Origin of the sequence: Bacillus sp. JJ1474, assembly GCF_036965225.1 — a bacterium.
GTDB lineage: Bacteria > Bacillota > Bacilli > Bacillales > Cytobacillaceae > Cytobacillus.
In genome coordinates this window covers 1-20684 of sequence record NZ_JBALPC010000022.1, presented here as the reverse complement: position 1 = coordinate 20684, position 20684 = coordinate 1, and the positions used below count along the sequence as shown (strand labels likewise).

23 protein-coding genes and 2 pseudogenes are annotated in these 20684 nt (G+C 37.3%); 10 read left to right on the top strand and 15 right to left on the bottom strand.

The window, feature by feature from the left end; genetic code table 11:
* Both V7164_RS03645 and V7164_RS03640 read left to right on the top strand, forming a co-directional pair.
* A partial coding sequence (locus V7164_RS03645) for a hypothetical protein (RefSeq protein ID WP_335353408.1) occupies window positions 1-243 on the top strand: 243 nt, incomplete at its 5' end.
* Window positions 244-264: 21 nt separating this feature from the next.
* The gene (locus V7164_RS03640; protein WP_335353407.1) at window positions 265-477 is read left to right on the top strand and encodes a hypothetical protein; all 213 of its coding nucleotides are present in this window, start codon (window positions 265-267) and stop codon (window positions 475-477) included.
* A 188-nt stretch (window positions 478-665) separates the two neighbouring features.
* Here V7164_RS03640 and V7164_RS03635 read toward each other — a convergent pair whose 3' ends face one another.
* Both V7164_RS03635 and V7164_RS03630 read right to left on the bottom strand, forming a co-directional pair.
* A complete protein-coding gene (locus V7164_RS03635; protein ID WP_335353406.1) occupies window positions 666-2276 on the bottom strand; it encodes a thiamine pyrophosphate-binding protein in 1611 nt (536 codons plus the stop codon).
* A 319-nt stretch (window positions 2277-2595) separates the two neighbouring features.
* Entirely contained in the window at window positions 2596-3135 is a 540-nt protein-coding gene (locus tag V7164_RS03630; protein ID WP_335353405.1) for a histidine phosphatase family protein, read from the bottom strand.
* 216 nt (window positions 3136-3351) lie between these two features.
* On the opposite strand from V7164_RS03630, the gene V7164_RS03625 reads away from it, so the two are divergent.
* From V7164_RS03625 to V7164_RS03610, 4 genes are all read left to right on the top strand, one after another.
* A complete protein-coding gene (locus V7164_RS03625; protein ID WP_335353404.1) occupies window positions 3352-4347 on the top strand; it encodes an aliphatic sulfonate ABC transporter substrate-binding protein in 996 nt (331 codons plus the stop codon).
* A 38-nt stretch (window positions 4348-4385) separates the two neighbouring features.
* Window positions 4386-5153, top strand: a complete 768-nt coding sequence (locus V7164_RS03620; protein ID WP_335353403.1) for an ABC transporter permease subunit — start codon at window positions 4386-4388, stop codon at window positions 5151-5153.
* Window positions 5154-5172: 19 nt separating this feature from the next.
* A complete protein-coding gene (locus V7164_RS03615) occupies window positions 5173-5940 on the top strand; it encodes an ATP-binding cassette domain-containing protein (protein ID WP_335353402.1) in 768 nt (255 codons plus the stop codon).
* A gap of 354 nt (window positions 5941-6294) precedes the next feature.
* Entirely contained in the window at window positions 6295-6735 is a 441-nt protein-coding gene (locus V7164_RS03610) for a GNAT family N-acetyltransferase (RefSeq protein WP_335353401.1), read from the top strand.
* A gap of 162 nt (window positions 6736-6897) precedes the next feature.
* Here V7164_RS03610 and V7164_RS03605 read toward each other — a convergent pair whose 3' ends face one another.
* Window positions 6898-7938 (bottom strand): alpha/beta fold hydrolase, encoded by a 1041-nt coding sequence (locus V7164_RS03605; RefSeq protein ID WP_335353400.1) that lies wholly within the window; start codon window positions 7936-7938, stop codon window positions 6898-6900.
* A gap of 213 nt (window positions 7939-8151) precedes the next feature.
* Between V7164_RS03605 and V7164_RS03600 the strand changes: the two genes are divergently transcribed.
* Entirely contained in the window at window positions 8152-8418 is a 267-nt protein-coding gene (locus V7164_RS03600) for a hypothetical protein (protein WP_335353399.1), read from the top strand.
* Window positions 8419-8526: 108 nt separating this feature from the next.
* Here the strand turns inward: V7164_RS03600 and lepB are convergent, their stop codons facing one another.
* The 3 genes from lepB to V7164_RS03585 all read right to left on the bottom strand — a co-directional run bounded on the left by lepB (window position 8527) and on the right by V7164_RS03585 (window position 10859).
* On the bottom strand, window positions 8527-9057 hold the full coding sequence (lepB, locus tag V7164_RS03595; protein WP_335353398.1) for a signal peptidase I: 531 nt from the start codon (window positions 9055-9057) through the stop codon (window positions 8527-8529).
* 105 nt (window positions 9058-9162) lie between these two features.
* On the bottom strand, window positions 9163-9693 hold the full coding sequence (locus V7164_RS03590; RefSeq protein WP_335353397.1) for a GrpB family protein: 531 nt from the start codon (window positions 9691-9693) through the stop codon (window positions 9163-9165).
* A 275-nt stretch (window positions 9694-9968) separates the two neighbouring features.
* On the bottom strand, window positions 9969-10859 hold the full coding sequence (locus V7164_RS03585) for a LysR family transcriptional regulator (RefSeq protein WP_335353396.1): 891 nt from the start codon (window positions 10857-10859) through the stop codon (window positions 9969-9971).
* A gap of 167 nt (window positions 10860-11026) precedes the next feature.
* Here V7164_RS03585 and V7164_RS03580 point away from each other — a divergent pair, with 167 nt between their 5' ends.
* The gene (locus tag V7164_RS03580; RefSeq protein ID WP_335353412.1) at window positions 11027-11911 is read left to right on the top strand and encodes a DMT family transporter; all 885 of its coding nucleotides are present in this window, start codon (window positions 11027-11029) and stop codon (window positions 11909-11911) included.
* A gap of 217 nt (window positions 11912-12128) precedes the next feature.
* The gene (locus tag V7164_RS03575; protein ID WP_335353395.1) at window positions 12129-12545 is read left to right on the top strand and encodes a DUF1284 domain-containing protein; all 417 of its coding nucleotides are present in this window, start codon (window positions 12129-12131) and stop codon (window positions 12543-12545) included.
* A 13-nt stretch (window positions 12546-12558) separates the two neighbouring features.
* Here the strand turns inward: V7164_RS03575 and V7164_RS03570 are convergent, their stop codons facing one another.
* Together V7164_RS03570 and V7164_RS03565 are read right to left on the bottom strand one after the other, a co-directional pair.
* On the bottom strand, window positions 12559-12759 hold the full coding sequence (locus tag V7164_RS03570) for a hypothetical protein (RefSeq protein ID WP_335353394.1): 201 nt from the start codon (window positions 12757-12759) through the stop codon (window positions 12559-12561).
* A 119-nt stretch (window positions 12760-12878) separates the two neighbouring features.
* A complete protein-coding gene (locus V7164_RS03565; RefSeq protein WP_335353393.1) occupies window positions 12879-13106 on the bottom strand; it encodes an aldo/keto reductase in 228 nt (75 codons plus the stop codon).
* On the opposite strand from V7164_RS03565, the gene V7164_RS03560 reads away from it, so the two are divergent.
* A complete protein-coding gene (locus V7164_RS03560) occupies window positions 13057-13203 on the top strand; it encodes a hypothetical protein (protein ID WP_335353413.1) in 147 nt (48 codons plus the stop codon). The two genes, V7164_RS03565 and V7164_RS03560, sit on opposite strands and share 50 nt — an antisense overlap.
* 176 nt (window positions 13204-13379) lie before the next feature.
* Here the strand turns inward: V7164_RS03560 and V7164_RS25630 are convergent.
* The 7 genes and pseudogenes from V7164_RS25630 to V7164_RS03525 form a co-directional block, all read right to left on the bottom strand.
* A pseudogene (locus V7164_RS25630) lies at window positions 13380-13484 on the bottom strand (helix-turn-helix domain-containing protein); the annotation flags it as partial.
* Window positions 13479-14011, bottom strand: a pseudogene (locus tag V7164_RS25625) (transposase zinc-binding domain-containing protein); the annotation flags it as partial. The pseudogenes V7164_RS25625 and V7164_RS25630, both read right to left, overlap by 6 nt.
* A 122-nt stretch (window positions 14012-14133) precedes the next feature.
* Complete coding sequence (locus tag V7164_RS03545; RefSeq protein ID WP_438824700.1) at window positions 14134-15603, bottom strand: alanine/glycine:cation symporter family protein; 1470 nt, start codon at window positions 15601-15603, stop codon at window positions 14134-14136.
* A 109-nt stretch (window positions 15604-15712) separates the two neighbouring features.
* On the bottom strand, window positions 15713-16933 hold the full coding sequence (locus V7164_RS03540; RefSeq protein ID WP_335353389.1) for a YgeY family selenium metabolism-linked hydrolase: 1221 nt from the start codon (window positions 16931-16933) through the stop codon (window positions 15713-15715).
* Between the two features lie 24 nt (window positions 16934-16957).
* Window positions 16958-18184 carry a diaminopropionate ammonia-lyase gene (dpaL, locus tag V7164_RS03535; protein ID WP_335353388.1) on the bottom strand — a complete coding sequence of 409 codons (1227 nt, stop codon included), beginning with the start codon at window positions 18182-18184 and terminating at the stop codon, window positions 16958-16960.
* A gap of 12 nt (window positions 18185-18196) precedes the next feature.
* Entirely contained in the window at window positions 18197-18574 is a 378-nt protein-coding gene (locus tag V7164_RS03530; protein ID WP_335353411.1) for a Rid family detoxifying hydrolase, read from the bottom strand.
* A gap of 191 nt (window positions 18575-18765) precedes the next feature.
* Entirely contained in the window at window positions 18766-20520 is a 1755-nt protein-coding gene (locus V7164_RS03525) for a sigma-54-dependent Fis family transcriptional regulator (protein ID WP_335353387.1), read from the bottom strand.
* Window positions 20521-20684: the final 164 nt, after the last annotated feature.

Genomic DNA, 20684 nt, shown 5'->3' with positions numbered 1-20684 from the left:
CCGGGCGTTCCCGGGGGGGCGGGATTTTTCATGTCTCCTGTTATAGCTACCATTCTACAAGTGCCAGATCCAGCGTTATTTATCACAACCTTTATTACCATGTACTCTGGCTTTATCCCTATGATTTGTACTGCAGTCAATACGACAGATGATGGTCTAATTGGAGCAATGGTACAAGATCGATTTGCACCTATGAATACAGTACCTACTCTATCTATAAATCAATCTAGAAAGTCATCCTAATTTCAAAGGGGGAATAATAAAATGAAGGTTTTAGGTTATATTCTTTTTGCAATCGGAATTTGGATGATGGTCTCCCCTCAAGCAACACTTGGACTAAAAGAGCTTAAATGGATGGCAGATTATGCATTTCCAGGGGAGGCTCTTATAGGAAGCGTAGTAGTTGCAGGTTCTTTAATGTTCTTTAGTAACCCTAAATCTAAACATGTTAAACATAATAAAAGATTTAATAGCTAACAATAGAAATAGCCCAATTTCTTCGTATTAAAAGGGAGAAATTGGACTTTTTTCGTTACTACAGAAAAGGGCACTATTTTGGATCTATTAAAATATATATAGAACTGCGTCACGTGTTTAATATAGTTTATGAGAGTTTCTCTTTTTGGAATCTTGTCCTCTAGGATTATGGATGGAATATAATAACCTTACATTTGATCATGGTATTCACTAGGATTAATCCTAGCTTCAATTAAAGTGAATCGTTCACTCTGTTGTGAGATTTTAACCGCCTCACGTAATTCATTAACATTTTCTACAACGACGCCTATACCGCCATAGGCTTTTGCCAATTGATCATAGGCAGGAGCGATAAATTCGACTCCCGTACTTTCATAACCCATTCGCTGCTGCTTTAAACGAATTAAACTCAACATATTATCCCGGAAAACAACGAGTGTAACTGGAAGTTGATATTGATTTAAAAGGGCCAATTCTCCCGTAATCATATCTAATCCAGCATCCCCCATAAAGGCAACTACTTTTCGGTCAGGATGCGTAAGCTGAGCCCCGATGGCTGCTGGCAGGGCATATGCCATTGTCCCTAACCCATTGGATTGCAAAAGTTCCTTTGGATGATAACATTCCCATACGTGGTTTAGCATAATTCGATGGCTGCCTGTATCCACAATGGCAATAGCATCCTCTGGCATTAGTTTCCTTGTTTCAGACACCACATCATAAGGGCTAAGTCCGACTGCCTCTTTCGGTTTCACTCTATCTTTAATGGCGTCCTTGTAAGCAAACAGTTCTTCATCCGACCATTTACTTTGTACTGTTTGCTGTGCTTCATTCAATTTAATAAAGAACCTGCCAATTTCGCCAACATACTCCATATCCACTGGGATCAATTGATATTGGTTAGGAATCGTATCGACATTGATTGTTTTGGTCTCCCAAGATAGATTCCAATCGCTCCGTAATTCAATAGGATCAAATCCTACCGTCAAAATCAGGTCAGCATGTTCCCGCAATAATTGAAAATGCTGATTATCCACCGAAGGGCTTAGCCCTGTCCCCCCGAAACTAATCGCATCATATTCGGGAATGACCCCCTTTGCCTTATACGTTGTGATTACCGGAATACGCCATTTTTCACAAAACTCCCTGATGCTTGATGCCTCTTCCTTTCGAATGTTTACCCCGGCAAGAAGAACGGGTCTTTTCGCCTCAACAAGACAGTTCATAAACGAATCCACCGCTTCCCTGGAGGGATCTACTGGAAATGCCACTTTCCGCTTTATAGATACATATTTCTGTTCCATCCCGGCAATGTTTGTAGGCACATTGATATGTACAGGTCCTGGCACTCCTGATGTGGAAATTTCAATAGCCTTCCAAATGGCCTGACTTGCTGAACCATTTGCCAATGTTGTTGACCATTTGATAATCGGTTTGAGTATGTCTTGCTGCTCAAGGACCTGATGTGTGTATACACCCGTTAAATTAGTGCTTACCTCCCCTGTGATGACAATCATGGCGGAACGGTCCAAAAAGGCATTGGCTACCGGTGTGACCGTATTTGTTAGACCCGGTCCAAGAGTGGAAATCAGCACGCCTGGTTTGCCCGTTAATTGATAATAGGCATCCGCCATGAACCCGGCCCCCATCTCATGCTTTGATAAAATAAATTCAATTCCTACCTTCCGAAAAGCTTCCAGGATTTCAAGTACTTCCCCTCCAGGAATGCCGAATGCATAATCATTACCCACTTCTTTTAATGATTTAGCCAAAATCATGGCTGTTTTCTCCATAGCCATTGTCACTCATCCCTTCATCTCGTTTATAATTTAATTCTTCTTCAAGGGTTTTAAAACCTTTACAACCATGCATAAATTACTCTGCGTATCGGAGGAAACTGGAACCTATTCTGTCTTCTTTTATTCGCTTTTTAACTTTAAGAACATGTTTTTCCGATACTCTCTAGGGTTGGTGGATCGTACACCACTCCCCTTTCTATTCAATACGAACAGTTGGTATCCATTCATTTTTCGTGGATAGCAGTCTTCTTAACCACCAATAAGCCCCAATTAAGAAAAGGCTAAGGAGATTGCCGGAGCATAGTTTTTTTTTGCCCCTTTACTTCCATACCCGCTCAAACGTGACTTCGTTATTTTCATATTTCAAGAGAAATACATCAGGATTACTAAGATTTTTCCAATCCTCGAAGCCGAAATCGTTCTTATAATACTTTAAAAGCAAAGACATTAAATTCCCATGTGTCACAACGATCGTATTTTCTTTTTCACCGTTAAAAATTTCTTCTGCCACTTCAAGGATTCGTTCCGTTGCAGCTTGGCTAGACTCGCCGCCTTCAAATTCCAGTTCCATATTATCAAAGGTTGTTCTTAGTTTTTCTAGCCAATCAGGAAGATTCTTGGTACTTAGTATACGCTCTGTCAATTTTCTATCAAGCTCAATCTCTATATTTAATCGCTTGGCAAGTGATTCTATAGTTTCAATCGCACGCTTATATGGGCTTGAATTAATTCGATCGATTTTCATTTCGGAAAAAAACACAGATAAATCTAACGCTTGTTTCAAACCATTAACTGTTAGTTTTGATTCAGGCGGCTGCCCTTCTGCTTCACAATGACGGATCAAATAAATTTTCTTCAATTAAACCACTCCAATTTCATATAGTTATTAAGCTTTCCGAAAAGCATCTATTACAAATTATTCGTTACCTTAAGTTGAACTCCTTTTTAAAATAGTCAAAAAAGGGTGTTGAATTTTCTAAATATATCCATTACAATACAACTTAACTTTACTAAACCGATAAATTTTATCGGATTAAATTAGTAAGTCACTAATTGATTAAAGGAGAGTATGAGAATGAACATCAGAAAGAAAAACTTCAGCCTATTGGCGATTATTTTCGGATTATTGCTATTGTTAACCGCATGTGGATCAGCAAGTACAGAGACAGCGACAGGAGATACGAAAGAAAAAAGCGGTGAGAAAGCAGGCAAAGTCATTCGACTAGGATATCAAAAGGGAAATACCTTAAATATTTTAAAGGAAAGCGGATTTTTAGAGAAAAAACTTAAAGATGAGGGGTATGAAATTGAGTGGAAAGAATTTAACGGCGGCGGGCCCTTACTAGAAGCTCTTTTCACAGGAAATATCGATTTCGGTCATGCATCAGACGGTGCTACCATTTTTGCACAGGCTGGAAATAAACCATTTGTTTATGTAGGAGCAGACTTGCCTAACCCAGAAGGAGTCGGAGTTCTTGTCCATAAAGATTCAGAAATAAAGTCAATCACTGATTTAAAAGGGAAAAGGATTGGGGTAAGTAAAGGCGGTAATCACCATTACTTAACCATTTTAGCATTAAAAGAAGCCGGGATTAGCCTTGATGATGTTGAGTGGGTGTATTTATCTGATGCAGCTCAAGGGCGTACTGCTTTTGAAACAAAAAAATTAGATGCATTTGCAACTTATGATCCCTTCTTAGCCGGAACAGAAATTCAGCTAGATACAATCAACCTTACTGAAGGAAAAGATTATGGCTATCCGAACAGAACCTTTTATGTGGCAAACATTAAGTTTAATGAAGCAAATCCTGAATTAGTGAATGAAATAATTGAAGCCATAGATGAATCGGATGAGTGGGCTAATAAGAATAAGCCAGAGGTTGTTACACTTGTTTCAAAAATGTTAGGAATAGAGGAAGAAATCATCGACAGAGCTACCGCTCGCAGAGATTATAATGCCGAAAATATCAATCAAGAAATCATTGATGCACAGCAAAAGCAAGCAGATGTTTATCATGAAATTGGGCTAATACCAGAGAAAATTGATGTATCCCAAAATGTAGGTAAGTAGAGTTCTGCTCGTGCTTATTTTGCGGAAAGGAAAATGTCATGAAAGCAAAGTTATCAAAGAGTCTATTGCCATGGGTTATTCCCTTTTTGGTTTTGGTTGGATGGCATTTTTTCTCAAAGACTGGGCTCGTTTCTACCCAGCTGGTGCCTTCCCCACTTACAGTTCTAACTAGCGCCTATAACTTAATTATTTCTGGAGAACTCTTCTACCATATGCAGGTCAGTTTAACACGGGCCCTTATTGGCTTATTGATCGGAGGAGGAATCGGTTTTGTTTTAGGAATATCAAACGGATTATCTAATCTCACCTTTCAGTTAACCGATACTTCCTTACAAATGATACGAAATATTCCTAATCTTGCTTTGGTCCCTCTTGTCATTCTTTGGTTTGGGATTGACGAAGGTGCAAAAATATTTCTCGTATCCATCGGGGTCATGTTTCCAGTCTATATCAATACTCTTCATGGAATCAGAAATCTGGATGCAGGATTGATTGAAATGGGCAGAATGTATGGATTAAAAGGTTGGGATTTATTTAAAAACGTATTGTTCCCAGGAGCCCTTCCATCTATTTTCGTAGGCTTGCGATACTCTCTAGGTGTTATGTGGCTAACATTAATCATTGCTGAAACGATCGCTACCACAAGAGGGGTTGGTTATTTGGCTATGACAGCGCAACAGTTTATGCAATCAGATATTATCATCATTACGATTATTTTATATGCATTATTTGGAAAATTGGCAGATATGCTCGCTCGCTGGGGAGAAAGGAAAGCCCTCCGCTGGCATAAAAGCTATGTTCGTTAATGGTTGGAGGGATTAAGTAATGGCTATGCATGAGCCCGTAATTAGGGAGACTTTAAATAAGAATAATCATGCCGTTCATATAAGCTTGAAAAATATCGAAAAAAGTTTTGGAGAAAAAACAGTTTTAAATAATGTGTCACTAGAAATTGAGGCGGGACAATTTGTTGCCATTGTCGGTAAAAGCGGCAGTGGTAAAAGTACGCTTCTGCGGCTGATTGCAGGGTTAGAGGAACCTACATCAGGTCAAATTTATTTTAACGATACGCCTGTTAAAGAATCGAAGTCTAGTGCTACCATGATGTATCAGGATTCTCGCCTTCTGCCATGGAAAAGTGTGATAAATAATGTCGGTCTTGGATTAAAAGGAAATTGGAAAGAAAAAGCAGAACAAACTTTAGATGCTGTCAGGTTATTATCTTTCAAAGACGAATGGCCATCCACTCTTTCCGGCGGTCAAAAGCAGCGGGTTGCACTTGCCAGAGCATTGGTGCATAAGCCCTCTCTATTATTACTAGATGAACCTTTAAGTGCCTTGGATGCGTTAACAAGAATGGAAATGCAAAATTTGATTGAAGACCTTTGGCTGCATCAAGGCTATACTTCCCTACTCGTAACACATGATGTTCGAGAAGCTGTAAAAATCGCAGATCGAATCCTCCTCATTGAGGATGGAGAAATCACGTTAGATATAAAAAATACTGCCCTGCGCCCAAGAGACTTTTCCGCTCCGTCCTTAGCGAAATTGGAGAAGAAAATTATTGATCAGATCTTAAAAACAGAAATATAAAAAAAGAGAAGTGCGCAAACACTTCTCCTCGCTCCCTTTGCCATCAGGATGTTGAGGTTAGTTGCCAACCAACCATTAACATGAATTTGAGACGGCGAGGGTGTTTTTTTGTTCTAGTATTTATTCAAACTTTAAAAGTAATCCTTAGAAAATATCCATCTGGATTGGCATTCTTCCTCCCCTGAATCCCCCATTCGTATTTTTCAATGTCAGCTTCATATAGTAGTTATTTTTAAACACTTTTTCTATCTCCTCCACGACTCTGCCATGCAGTTCCCATTTAATAAGAAGCAGGATTAATAGAACGATTAAAGAATTATTTATTTATACTTTTAAAAAGATCGGAGGATAAAAATGTTAGAGGTTAGAAGAATTACGCCGGAAATGACTTATAGTCTTAGACATACTGTTCTGCGTCCTCACCAAACAATTGAGGACTGCAAATATGATACAGACCATGAGCCTGGGGCGCTTCATGTTGGTGCATTTTCTCAAGGCAGATTAATAAGTATTGCGTCCTTTTGTGTCGAAAGGAATCCTGATTTTTCTAATGAAATGCAATATCGCTTACGAGGAATGGCGACATTAGAAGAGTATAGAAAGCTAGGAGCTGGGAGATTAATTGTTGCCTATACCGAAAATTTAATTAAAGCTCAGGGGTTTGACCTTATATGGTGCAATGCCAGAACCTCTGTAGAAGAGTATTATAATAGATTAGGCTTTCACATACATGGTGAAGTTTTTGATTATCCCCCTATTGGTCCGCATATTATTATGTATAAAAAACTTGCATAAAAAGCAGCGGTCAATCATCAAAGAGATTGGCCGTTGCTTTAATTCTTAATATACTTCTATTCTACCTTCTACTCAACGTTCTGCTTCTTTACAACCTTTTGAGTTTGCCTATGGACTAAAAGTAAATTAAGAAAAACTGTATAAACAAGCACGGGGACTCCATTATTTTTTTTCAAGTTCCCTCCAAGTTTCATTTAACCAATTTGCAAATAATTCTTTTTGCTCAAACTGTGGATAATGTGCAGATTCATCAAAAATAATAAACTCCTTAATTGGTGCTTCAATTTTGGAAAAGTATGCATTTGCAGCATTTACTGAGGTCATATAATCATATTGACCCATAACAAAAAAACAAGGTACTTCTAAATGATCTATCATACTTGTAATATTTTGTTGTATTTCCTCACGTATTAAAATACCCTGTGAGAGCGAAACTCCTTTTACATACCGAATTACATCAAGTAAATTATATTCGGGACCGAATAGGAATCCTAAATAGTAATCCAAATTATCATTAATCAACCTTGCTGCTCCACCATATTTTCGAACTAAATTCCTCGGTGTAAGCTCTTCCCCATTTTCAACTGAGCTTTTAAGGTTCTCAAGTTTTTTTACGTCACCCATGTTTCCAGCTAACTTTGCCTGATTTATTGTATATGTTAAACTATCTAATTCACTTTGAACTATATCCGCCACCTGTCCAATTCCAATGTACGCTGAAAATTTGTCAGGTGCTTTGCTTGCAGCTTTCATTCCTATATAGGTTCCAAATGAATGACCAATTAATAGTACCTTTTCTTGGCCCAACCTTTCTGTGATATAATTCGTCAATTCCAAGAGATCATCCACATGCAAATCTGATGTTAAATTCGAATAATCCTCAAAAAAGTGATAGGATTTTCCACTTCCTCGCTGATCATAATGAACAATTGTAAAATTCTTTTCGAGTAAATCTTGGTACTTCCTTACATAAGGAATCTCCGAACAGCCTGGACCACCATGAACAAATATGATAATCGGGTTTGCTCTGTTATTCCCTCTAATCATGACTTCTAATTTAGTCCCATTTATTTCTATCTGCTGTAATGTGCTAATACTATTAGTTCCTTTTATATCTGGTGTCCATGTTGGAAAAACTAATTTGAATACAACCAATAAAAAAAAGAAAATACTTACAACTATCAATTTTTTCTTTTTATTCAATTTAGGCTCCTTATATCTTTATTTACTTTTCTCTTAAATTTTTCTCAGTTTATTTTTAAGGCCAATCCCTTCACTGACCTATCACGCCGGTTTTGCAAAATTCTCAAATGACTCATTTTTAATTTATGAATTCATAAATTATTTCCTTTTGGAAAAACTGAATGTGGGAGTACTACAATTGACATTTGTTTTTTATCAAAAGGAGGAGCAGCAATGTCTAGTACAAATGATTTTTCTATACAAACGAAAATGGAAAATATTTTTCATAACACTTGTGGAACATGGCAAAACTGTACGGAGTCAACCATCCAATTATTCTTAGAACAATGCCTAGAGCATAGTATAGATCCGCAATATTGTATGAGTTGGGTGGAGCAGCATAAATCACAAATATCAGACTGGCAAGATGTTTCAAAAGTCTCTCTTGACTGGGTTAATGAGCATACTTCAACAGGATCCCCCGCTTCGTTTACTGAATAGCAACTTGACCCGTTAGTGGAGAGAATTCCTAACTCTCCACTTCAGCCTATTATAAAAAAGCGCCCCTACCTTTTGTAGAAACGCTCTGCTTTATATTCAACCGCTGCATTATTTTGGTATGCCTATTACCTGAAAAGGATAAAATCGAAATTTCACTTCTCCAATGATTGATTCATTTGGAATAAAGCCAAAGTGCCTGCTGTCCTTACTATTTAAACGATTGTCTCCCATTACAAATAAATAATCTTTTGGCACTTCTTGCAATTTAAAGTCACCTGTCAGCTTATTAAACAGATTATCCGCTTTATTTTCCTTTAAATAAGATTCTTCAAATGCTTTTCCATTAATGTAAAGAACATCGTCTTTCATCTCGATGCGATCACCTGGAAGTCCTATTACTCTCTTAATATATTTTTTGTCTTCCACATCAGGGGCATTGAATACAATCACATCAAACCGTTGAATGCCAGCCGTTTTACTAACTACAACCTTTTCTTGATCTTGAAAAGTAGGTGCCATGGATTCCCCGAAAACAGTTGTAGGTGAGAATAAGAATTCCCTACATATAAAAGCAATGATGAATGCAAATGCAAGTGATTTTATCCAAGAAAAGATTTCTTTTTTTGTACCTTCTTTCATCGTTTCGCTCCTTACATTTTGTTATTAAAATGCTCAGTGTTCTATTATTATTAATTCGTTATTTTAGTATAAATTCCTTCCGGCAAATACTTCATTAATGAACTATTAATATGATTGTTGTTTCCTCCGAAGCTCCTCAAACCAGAGAAGTGCTTTCTGTTCCATTTCCTTCACGAAATCTTTTTTGGCTTGACTATATTCACTTGAGTTATCGAACCGCTCGGCCAGCTCTTCTTTAAAGCGGCTATAATTTGCTGCTTCATCCGGATGGGACCGAAGATAATCCCGAAAAATTAAGTGCCTATCAATTTGAGCGTTATCATATTGATAAAAATGAATATGATGGGTTCTGTTTTCACCGCCTTTTCGAAATAACCTTCTACCGGCAATGCCCCACTCCCCCGCTATATCATAACCAAGAGTGCCCATTTTACAATTGAACAAATCGATCTTCTCTATGTCTTTAACAATACACATCATATCTATGACAGGTTTTGCCTTCATGCCTTGAACTGACGTACTCCCAAAATGTTCTATTCTTATGATCTCATTGCCAAAAATTGTTTTCAGCATTTCAGCCTCAGTTTGAAACATTAGAGCCCACTCTTCACTAAAATTAGACAGTCGAACTTTCATATGGATCCTCCATAGCTCTTTTAAAGTATCTCAGTTAATGAATGCTCTTCTATTACCTCGATATTTCTTTTGCTTTTTGGCATGTTTGGATAAAGAAAAAATCACTTTTCCCACATCCACAAACGATTTACCTATATTTTAACATTCAAATGGGCAAATTTGTAATTTTAAACATGCATTTACAAGCTTCTTTTAAGAAAAAAGTTCCCAGCATAATCCCATGATGGCTCCCTAGTAATTTTAAGAAAGGTATTCGATTATGACGTACTAGCCATTCAAATCCGATGGGAGCGTGCAGGTTCACTTAACCACGAATTCAAGTATTCTATAAACTTTTTTGTAGCTGGGGCAAGGGTTTTAAAAGATGTAGCAGCAATACCAATTGTCCGATAATGTTCTCCTGCTAATTGGAGAATCCGCACGTTAGCTGGGACACGGTGTAATACCATTTGAGGAAGAATACTGATTCCCATTCCATTTCCAACCATTGAAATAATGGCTTGGTCATCTGTAAGTTCAAATTTAATATTAGGCGTAACATTATTTTCTTTTAACATTCGGGTTAAATCGTTATCGCTTCCTTTTTTCGATTTGATTAGAGGATCATCCTTGATCATGTCAAAACAAATCTCATTTTGTTCAGCGAGAGGATGTTGGTCTGAGACAATGCAGAGCATTCTATCTTTTTTTAAGGGTATCATTTCAAACTGTTGCACAGTGGGCAAGGACACAAATCCAATGTCAACCATACCGGTTGATATCCAATGCTCTATATCATCATAATCTCCTTCCAGCAGCTTAATTTCGATAGAAGGATGCCGCTCATTAAACACTTTCATGATTTCAGGCAACCAGTGTATGGACACACTTGAAAAAGTGCCAATCCGAACTGTACCGATTTCCAGTCCATTGATATTAGCTATTTCTTGATTCATTTCTTCGTTCCATTTTAAAATTTCACGGATGTATGTTAAAATGCGCTCTCCATTGCTCGTCAAATGGATTCCTGAGCGTCCGCGATTGAGAATGGAAAATCCCCACTCCGTTTCAAGACTAGAAATAGCATGACTAACAGCAGATTGTGTTAAACCGAGTGCTTCCCCCGCTTTCGTGAGGCTTCCTAATTCTACAACGCTATTAAAAATCTCAAACTTTGCAAGAGACAATTTGATCACTCCCCTTTCATGAAAATAATTCATGCATAACTTTAAAAACATTCATTTTTCTAATTTAAATTCTACATTTATAATGTAAAATAATCAATTCAAGACAGGATAGGTGATTGTGAATAATGAATGAGAGTACAGCTGTTGCTAAAGTAAAAAGGATGGGGATGAATACTCAATTAAAGGCAGATTTTACGATGCTTGTGGTCACATTATTTTGGGGATCCTCTTATTTATTCATGAAGATGGGTCTTGAATCTATTCAAGGATTTAACTTGATCGCCTTACGCTTCGGTATAGCTTTTGTTTTAGCAGGGCTCGTATTCTACAAACGCTTTATGTACATTAATTTTCAGACGATTAAATATGGATTTTTATTAGGGACCATCTTGTTCTCGGCCATTTCTGTTGTCACGATTGGTGTAAAATCCACGTCCGTCTCAAATGCAGGATTTTTATTTAGTCTTGCGGTTGTATTTGTTCCATTGTTATTAGCCATCTTTTTTAGACAAAAAACTGAAAAACGGGTGGTAATCGGTGTCGTCTTCGCAATAGTAGGTATCGCCCTTTTAACTTTAAATGATGGATTTAGCATTAGCTCTGGGGATTTTCTCATCATTTTAGGGGCTTTGTTTTATGCCATTTACATCATTGTGACGGATAAATTGACGAAGAATGTAGATTCTATTTCTCTCGGAATATTACAACTTGGTTTTACCGGGGCATGGGGGCTGCTGCTATCTTTATTTTTCGAAAATCCGCATCTTCCTAACACGACAGAATCATGGGTATCTATTTTGGCATTAAGTATATTTTGCAGTGCGATTGGATTTATCGGCCAAACTGCAGCCCAACAATATACGACTCCCACACATACAGGTCTTATATTTTCATTGGAACCCGTATTCGCAGCTTTATTTGCTTTTATTTTCGCCGGTGAAGTTCTCTCGGAAAAAGGATACATAGGTGCCTTTCTTGTCTTAATCGGAATCTTAACAACAAAGATAGATTTTATAAAGGTCATGATGAAAAAGATACAGCAGAACAATTGAAAGGTCTGAAACGTAGTTTAATATCCAGTGATGTTTAAAAAGGTTTTCTTTATCTCTTTCAAACCATCCAACTAATCATGTCATTCAAGAACCGTTCGTGAAACAAAAAGTTCCCAATTAATTAGGTTTGATATGTTATGATGATTGATATGTGTTAACCAATAAATCACTTTGGTTAACATTTAAATTTATCGAACCTGTAAATGGGGGAAGAGTTATGTATAAACTGAGAGGCCATCATCTTTTTTGCCTTCTGGGTTATCGAGGTATGGGCTATTCCGAAGAATACGTGGAAAATATGACGCATTTGCATCAAACGTTGAGAAATAACCCCAAGACGTTAATTCAGCTAATAAAAGGACCTGATCAGCTGTGTGAAAAATACCCAAACTCAGGGAAATACCACTGCCAAGATGACCATATTTATGATAGGGATGCCGCTATTCTAGAGAAAATGGGGCTTCAAATCGGGCAAATTTTGAGTTGGGAGAAGATTGAGTCGTGCATTCGAAAGTATGTAATCCCCTCCGATATTCAAATTGTGTGTGAAACTTGTTCCTGGCGTTCATATGGAGTTTGTGAAGAAGGTATTCAAGAGATTCATGAAGGGAAGGGCTTAAGAGAAGTTAAATAAGTCCCTCTTTTTTTTATTTGTTGGTATGGTCTATTTTACTATTTCTAATTAATCCGTAAATGGTAAGAACAATTAAAAATAGACATATAATCATAAATGTAACGGTATAACCTATATCATTTTCTTTATAATTTTCAAAAGCAAACATTCCCATTGCAATAGCATTAATAAAAAGACTTAATAGTATCAGTGGATGAATTTTTATTCTATCCATTATTCCCCACCCCCTACATTAAGATTTTACCATTTTCAATATGGACTAAAGAGGAAAAACGCAATTCATGCTAGAGAATTGCGCTTTCAATGACTTTCGGACGACTGTGTTGTATAGACTCAGTTGTTATTTAGAATATCGTTAATAATGTTTAACTCTTCCTTAGAAAAACTAATTTCGCTTGCTTGAACGTTTTCACGGATGCGTTCTTTTCGTTTACCTCCTGGAATGACTCCGTCAACACCATCCTGAGCGAGTAACCAAGCTAGCGCTAAGTTAGGAAGAGTCGTCTTTTTTTTGAGTAGCCAATTAATTGCAGAATATATAGACGGTCGTGTGCTAGTCATTGGTGTTGGAAATATTCATACCCCAGATGAAGCAGCACTTGTATTTAAGAAAAGGAAAAACAGACTTTATTGCACTCGGACGAGCATTAGTAGTTGATCCTCATTGGGTTGAAAAAGTACAACATCACGAGGAAGAAACCATGTTGGTTTCCAGTTGTACGATAGGATCATTTGCAAAAAAAAGTAGCTTTATGAGCTACTTTTTTTGGATACATCTACATCTTTAGTTTAACCCAGTTCAATCTCATGTTTTCATAATAAAAGGCTACTTAATTATTCTTTAGTGTCTTCATCATTTTTGTATTCCAAAATATCCCCAGGCTGACAGTCTAGAGCCTTACAAATCGCTTCTAAAGTTGAAAATCGAATCGCCTGTTTCTGAAGCATCGCAAATGGCAAAAAAACATACTGTTTTCGATCCCCTTTTTCTGTTAATCCACCTATTATTACTAACATATGAACATGTAGGAAGTTAACTTTTGAGCCAAATGTATGTAATTCCAGGTTACTTAACTTTCTTTTGGAAAAGTCCGTAATAAATTTTGAAGCTACATCCATTAATTTCTTTAACAAATGTCGATGGAGCAGCAAAAATATATAGTAACCCCTCATCGATTGTAAAAATTACATGCTGATGGTTAACTTGAAGAACATCTTCAGTAAGTAATCTACTCCATTCTTCACTTTTTCCCACAAAAACGTCCTTTACAACGGTATGGCACTTTACGTACATCATGACATCCTTCACACACAAATAGCTTGAATCTATTTAAAATCTCTACAATCGCGAAATTTCTCAACCTCATTTATAACGATTGGCGAACTTTAGCTCCGTGTTTGTTCTTAAAAGCTTCCCAATGTTGATGTTTATCAAAAAAGATTTCTCTAAGAATATTCCTCTCCATAAAAAGAAAAATACCACAGTCCAAATGACCATGGTAGACCTAAAATTATACTTTCCTATCTTTTTAAATAGGTACCAGCTGGCACCATCTATATTAAACTTATGTTCCGTAGAAAAAAATGTTTATGAAATCTCTTTTTCCCTATCTTCCTTAGACTTGTGGTATCCATCTTTCCAGAAGTCCGCATTCTTTATTCCATATTTAGATGAATTGAATTCTGGATCTTTCCCTTGTTTAAGCTGTTCTTCGTAGTCCTTTAATGCAATAGACGCTGGTTTAAATAGCAGTAAGATGGCAATTAAGTTCAGCCACACCATTATTCCAAGCCCAATATCCCCCATTGCCCATGCTGTTGTTGAACTTTTTATAGATCCATAGAAAACGGAACCAATAAGAATGAGTTTTAAAACTACAATAGCTCTTCCTCTGTATCTGCCCCGTACTAGATAAGTCAGATTTGTCTCTGCAATATAATATAATGCATATATGGTTGTGTAGGCAAATAAGAATAGGGCAATAGCAACAAAACCTGGTCCGAATCCAGGGAGTATGGTATCTACTGCTGCTTGAGTGTAACCAGCTCCTGGTTCAACTCCCGGAAGATTTTCAGTAATGAATTTTCCAGTTTTTTCATTTATTACATTATATTGATTTGTAAATAAAATCATCATTGCAGTTGATGTAACAACTAAGAATACGTCTAAATAAATGGAAAATGCTTGTACAAGACCTTGCTTAGCTGGGTGAGATACTTCAGCTGCTGCAGCTGGGTGAGCTCCAGTACCCTGACCGGCTTCGTTCGCATAGAGACCACGTTTTACTCCCCACATAACAGCTGAACCAAGAATTCCACCAAATAATTCTTCAGCCCCAAAAGCGCTTCGGAAAATTAGTCCAAATACTTCAGGAATTTTTTCAAAATTTATTACTATTATTGCTAGTGCAATTAATAGATATCCTAGAGCCATAAAAGGGACCACTAACTCTGCAACTCTCGCAATACGCTTAACTCCACCAAAAATAGTAAATCCAACAAATGCGACAACAACTAAACCTGTAATTGTTTTATCAATCCCAAACGCATTTTTCATTCCATCAGCAATTGCATTTGCCTGTATCCCTGGTTGCAAAACTGACATTGCAAGAAGTGTTGCGACTGCGAAAATGATGGCAAACCATTTCAAGCCAAGTCCCTTTTCGATATAGTAAGCAGGACCTCCGCGATACTCACCATCTTGCTTTTCTTTATAGATTTGAGCAAGCGTGGACTCAACGAAAGCTGCAGCTGCACCAAAAAAGGTAATCACCCACATCCAAAAGACAGCACCTGGTCCTCCATACGCAATACCTGTTGCGGTTCCTGCAATATTCCCTACACCGATACGGCCTGATAAAGACATCGCTAATGCCTGGAATGGAGATACCCCTGCATCGGATCCCTTACCTGAAATAATAAGTCTTGCCATTTCCTTAATGTGCCGAATCTGCAAAAATTTTGTGCGAAAACTAAAATAAATTCCACAAAAAACAATAAAACCAACTAGAATTGGACTCCACAGCCAACTGACAACATTGTTTACAATTTGATCTATCACGATGACCCCCCCATATTAAAATATTATTTTATTTATATAACAAATGATGTCATTATCATGAGAAAAACAATAAATGTTGCTGTATTTCAATTCCTTTTTGTTTCTACTAGTTCGTGGAGCCCGAATTTGTCTTTTCAGGTGTTTTCATAAATGTCAAAGCCTTCATGATAGCTGTGTATCCAGCTGTTGCTTTCAATAATTGATCGATTTCGATATATTCGTCATCAATATGTGCCATAGATTCAGGGGAAGGTCCGAAGCCAATTGTCGGAATCAACATTTCCCCTGCAAAATGACTGCCATTTGTACAGAAGGAATAGTGGGATAGCGCTGTTGGAAGACCTAGCAGTTTAAGCTCTTTCAAGGGAGCTTGCACAAAATCTTCCTGTTCTTCGAATAACCATCCTGGGAAAAAACGTTCATCACTTATTAACGCCCCTGTGTAGCATCGTTCTTCTCCATAAGCAAATTTAACTGTTGCCTTGAAATCAGGGTCTTCTGATTGAAGTTTATCTATTAAATTTTGAATTGGAGCCAGAACGGATTCTTTTGATTCCCCAACTAATAAACGACGGTCAAATGTTGCTGTACAAAATGATGGAACAACAGATGCACCCGGATAAGGAGATGATTTTATATCTGTTAATTCTAAAATCCCTTCGCCTAACACTTCATGTTCGGGGACAGGCAAGTCACGAGTAGCCGAAATTAGTTTTGTCATGTGATAAACAGCATTAATCCCTTTATTAGGATTTGAGGAATGGGCAGGTTTTCCAATCGTTTTGATGACGATTTCCGCACGTCCCCGTTGCCCACGGTTAAGCTGTAAATTTGTCGCCTCCCCAATTACAACAAAATCAGGTTTAACTAATTCACTAACTCGTCTTGTCGCAACCCCTTCAAAACACTCTTCGTGCACACTACACGAAACGACTACTTTACCTGGGAAAGATTTATTATTATTTTTAGTGAAATTTATGCTAGCGGCAATCATTGCGCTGACTGCCCCTTTCATATCAGATGTACCCCTCCCATATATTTTTCCATCTTTTATTTCTCCTGAAAAAGGATCTATTGTCCATTGACCACGATTGACAGGTACCGTGTCAATATGGCCATCAAACAACACAGTTGGTCCTGGTTGATCACCTTCCATAACAAGCATGACATTCCCATAGTCATCAACAATTACATCATCGAATCCTTTCAGTTTCCCAATCTTTTCAATTTCTTGTGCCACTAATTTCTCATCACCAGAATAACTCTGTATTTTTACAAGAGATTGACAAAGAGAAATCACCATTTGCTTTCCGCTTTCGGACAACATTACTTTCTCCTCCTTCGTTAAGAATTAATTTGGGCAAAGCCCTTCCCATACGACCTGTTGATATTTTGCTAGGTCTGTATCCCCTTCTGTACTTATAAGTAGGACTCGTGAATTAGCATCTAGCGAAATCTCCTGACAAACTTTAGGATCGTTTGTTAATTTTCGTAAGTAGTAAAGTACCCCTAAAGTCACTGCACCTGACTCTCCGGAGATAATACACGGATCATCCTTAATTGGATTACCATACACACGCATTCCGAGTGCTGCTATACTATCATTACAAGAGAATCCTCCTACAGCATAATGACGCAATAACTCAAATGCTCTTGTATTTGGTTCCCCACAAGCTAATCCCGCCATAATTGTATTCATTTCTCCTGTAACAATTTCTCTACTACCTTCTTTAGTTGAAAACGATCGATAATAACAATCAGCTTGGTCTGGTTCGACAACAACAATAATTGGAGGATTATCTCGATAATAACGAACCATGTAACCAGCAATCGCAGCAGCAAACGAACCCACTCCTGCTTGAAGGAAAATATGCGTTGGTGGTTCTGCATCGTCTTGATTTATCTGTTCCACAATTTCCGTTGCCATCGAAGCATAGCCCTGCATAATCCATAGTGGGATTTCCTCGTAACCGTCCCAAGCTGTATCCTGCACCATGATCCAGCCATTTTTATTAGCTAAATCTGCACACATTCTGACTGTCTCATCATAATTGACTTCAGTGATATCTGCGGTAGCTCCTTCATCACGGATTGCTGTAAAACGCTGTATTGAAGAACCTTTTGGTAAATAAATGATACATGAATGCCCAAGCTCCCTTGCTGCCCAGGCGACTCCTCGTCCATGGTTTCCATCAGTCGCTGAAATAAAAGTTAATTCCCCAAGCTTTTCTTTGATCTTAGAAGATTGTAATTTTTCAAAGGAGAGATCCTCAATACTTTCTCCCAGTTGATCAGCCAGATACTTCGCCACAGCGTATATTCCGCCCATTACTTTGAACGCATTGAGACCAAATCGCTGGGATTCATCCTTTACTCTTAAATCAGCAACGTTTAAATGACTAGCTAAATGTTTTAATTGATACAAAGGGGTTTCATTGTAAGACCTATGTGTCTTTTGAAATTGAAGGACTTTTTTTATGTCCCCTTCTGAAAATACTAATAAATCCTCTTCGTTATATTCAGGTGAATAAAAGTTGTTTTTCGCATACCTCATTACGGAATTTATTGTTTTCTGCATGTAAAAAGCCTCCTATTCTATTTTTGCGATTACCTCGATCTCAACTAGTGCCCCTTTAGGAATAGCTGAAACCTCGACACAGCTTCTTGCTGGCTTATGGGTGGTAAAATAAGAGCCATATACTTCATTAACGCTTTGGAATGACTCAATTGAATCTAGAAATATAGTTGTTTTTATAACTTCCTTCAAGCCAATGTTTAACTCAGACAAAAGTCCGATAATATTATTCATAATTTGCTCTGTTTGTTCTGCAGCTGTAATACCTACAATATTCCCTTGTTCAATGTCCAAGGGTAGCATTCCAGATAAATAAGCAACTCCGTTTACGATAACAGCTTGTGAATATGGACCCACGGCCTTTGGTGCTTTATTTGATTGAATTTGTTGAATCATGTGCATCCTCCCTTTTATCTTTTCACTATAAGAATATGCAAATATCATGCCAAGTTAGAAAACCCTATAGAACAAGGGTTAACAAATAAAAAGAGCAACCATTCAGTATCATAATGAGACTAAATGATTGCCCTTTGTTTTGAAATTTCAGTAAGCTTAACGGAATTTGTCGAAGTACCAAAACGATACTAAGTATCAATTTGATACTTATTTATTTTTCTGAATAAAGTTGCCCTTCCAATACCTAATAATTGACTTGCATTTTCGATATTTAACCCATGATGACGAACGTAATCCAGTGCTTTTATTATCATCTCTTTTTCCATCTCGCGAAGAGAAAATGAAGGAGCAGTACTTGTGTTATTGCCCTTATTAATATCTAATTTACGGAAAATTAATTCTTGGGCTCCGTCCATTGTTACCCATCCATTATTAATAAAATTAAATAAATACTCAATGAAATTCTTTAATTCTCTCACATTTCCTTGCCATGGATAATTTAACATCAGTTCTTTAACATCTTCTCCAAAGCCCAAAACATTTGCCTGAAAAAGCTCATTAAACTTGGATATAAAATGCTCACCTAGGACTAGAATATCTTCTTTTCGACTCCTTATAGGGGGGATGATAATAGGAATGACATTTAACCTGAAATACAAGTCTTCTCTGAAAGTGCCCTTTTTTACCATTGCATGTAAATCCTTATTCGTGGCAGCTATCACACGTACATCAACAGGTATAGGTGAAGTCCCTCCGAGATGCTCAATTTCTCTTTCCTGTAAAACTCGCAATAGTTTAACTTGCAACAATGAGGGCATTTCTCCTATTTCATCAAGGAATATTGAGCCTTTGTGAGCCAATTCAAACTTACCAGGTTTGCCATTATTATTTGCACCGGTAAATGCACCTTTCTCATAGCCAAATAACTCGCTTTCCAACAAATGCTCTGGAATAGCACCACAGTTTACCGTAATAAAGGGCCCTTCTCTACGCGTACTTGCAAGATGTATAGCTCTAGCAAATTCCTCTTTTCCGGTCCCGCTTTCACCTTGAATTAAAATGGTAGATTGAGATTGGGAAACTTTATAAGCATACTCTTTTACCTCTTTAATTTGCGGGCTAGCCCCTACTATTCGCTCAAATGGCTTCATTTGGCTTTCTGTTGTTTTTTCTGCTAAATAGCGAATTTCATTTACATCCTGAATGATTAGTAAATAATCGGAATAACGCCCAGGCATAGAAAGTCTTTGCTTATTCATAAATAAAGATTTTACTTCCTTGTTAATGGAAATGCTTATGGTCTTACTAGTTTCAGTTCCCTGAATCATTTCCTCTAATACCTTCTTCACATCAGCTTGGGATGAACTATGATCATGGATACCTAATAGCATCTCTGCTTTTAAGTTCATTTCTTCAACGTTTCCATTCTTATCTAACACAATAATTCCTTGATTAACGAGATTCATTATTTTTGCCATCTTCTTTGAGTTTCTAGTAAGCTGATGAATCATATCATGTTCATGTAATTTACTAGCTAAAAGATCGGCCATTTTGTCCAAGAATGTTAGAATTCCATCCGTGTTTTCGAACAACCTCTTTCGTTGCTCCTTATTAAATGCCAATAAACCGATTACACCGATTGGTTGGTCGTTAAAGTTAATAGGAGCACATATTTCTCCAGTTTCTGAACAATTTCTGAAAAATACACACCTTTCACAAACTTGTTCATAACCTGGATTTTCAATTATAACTGGTTGGCCAGTTCGAATTGCCGATTGATAGACTAAATCGCCTTCCATTTTATGAAGGACACTTACTTTGTGTTCTCCTGTACCTGCAACTCTTATAAAATGATGGTTTGCAATTTCGACTTCAATCTTCAAAACAGCTGCTATCGCATCGGCAATCCGCTGAGCAACTGGTTGAATATCCATCAAATCCATATTTCTATCCCCAATTCTATATTAATTTGGCTGTTTTTTAGCTCCCATTCTTACCAGCCCCCAGTAAGTAAAAAAGCGTCTCCACTTATTGTCGAAACGCTACCCGCTACTTTAAGTACATTCTTCATAATCTTTGTAATTCTTCTCTTAAAATAGAGTACATT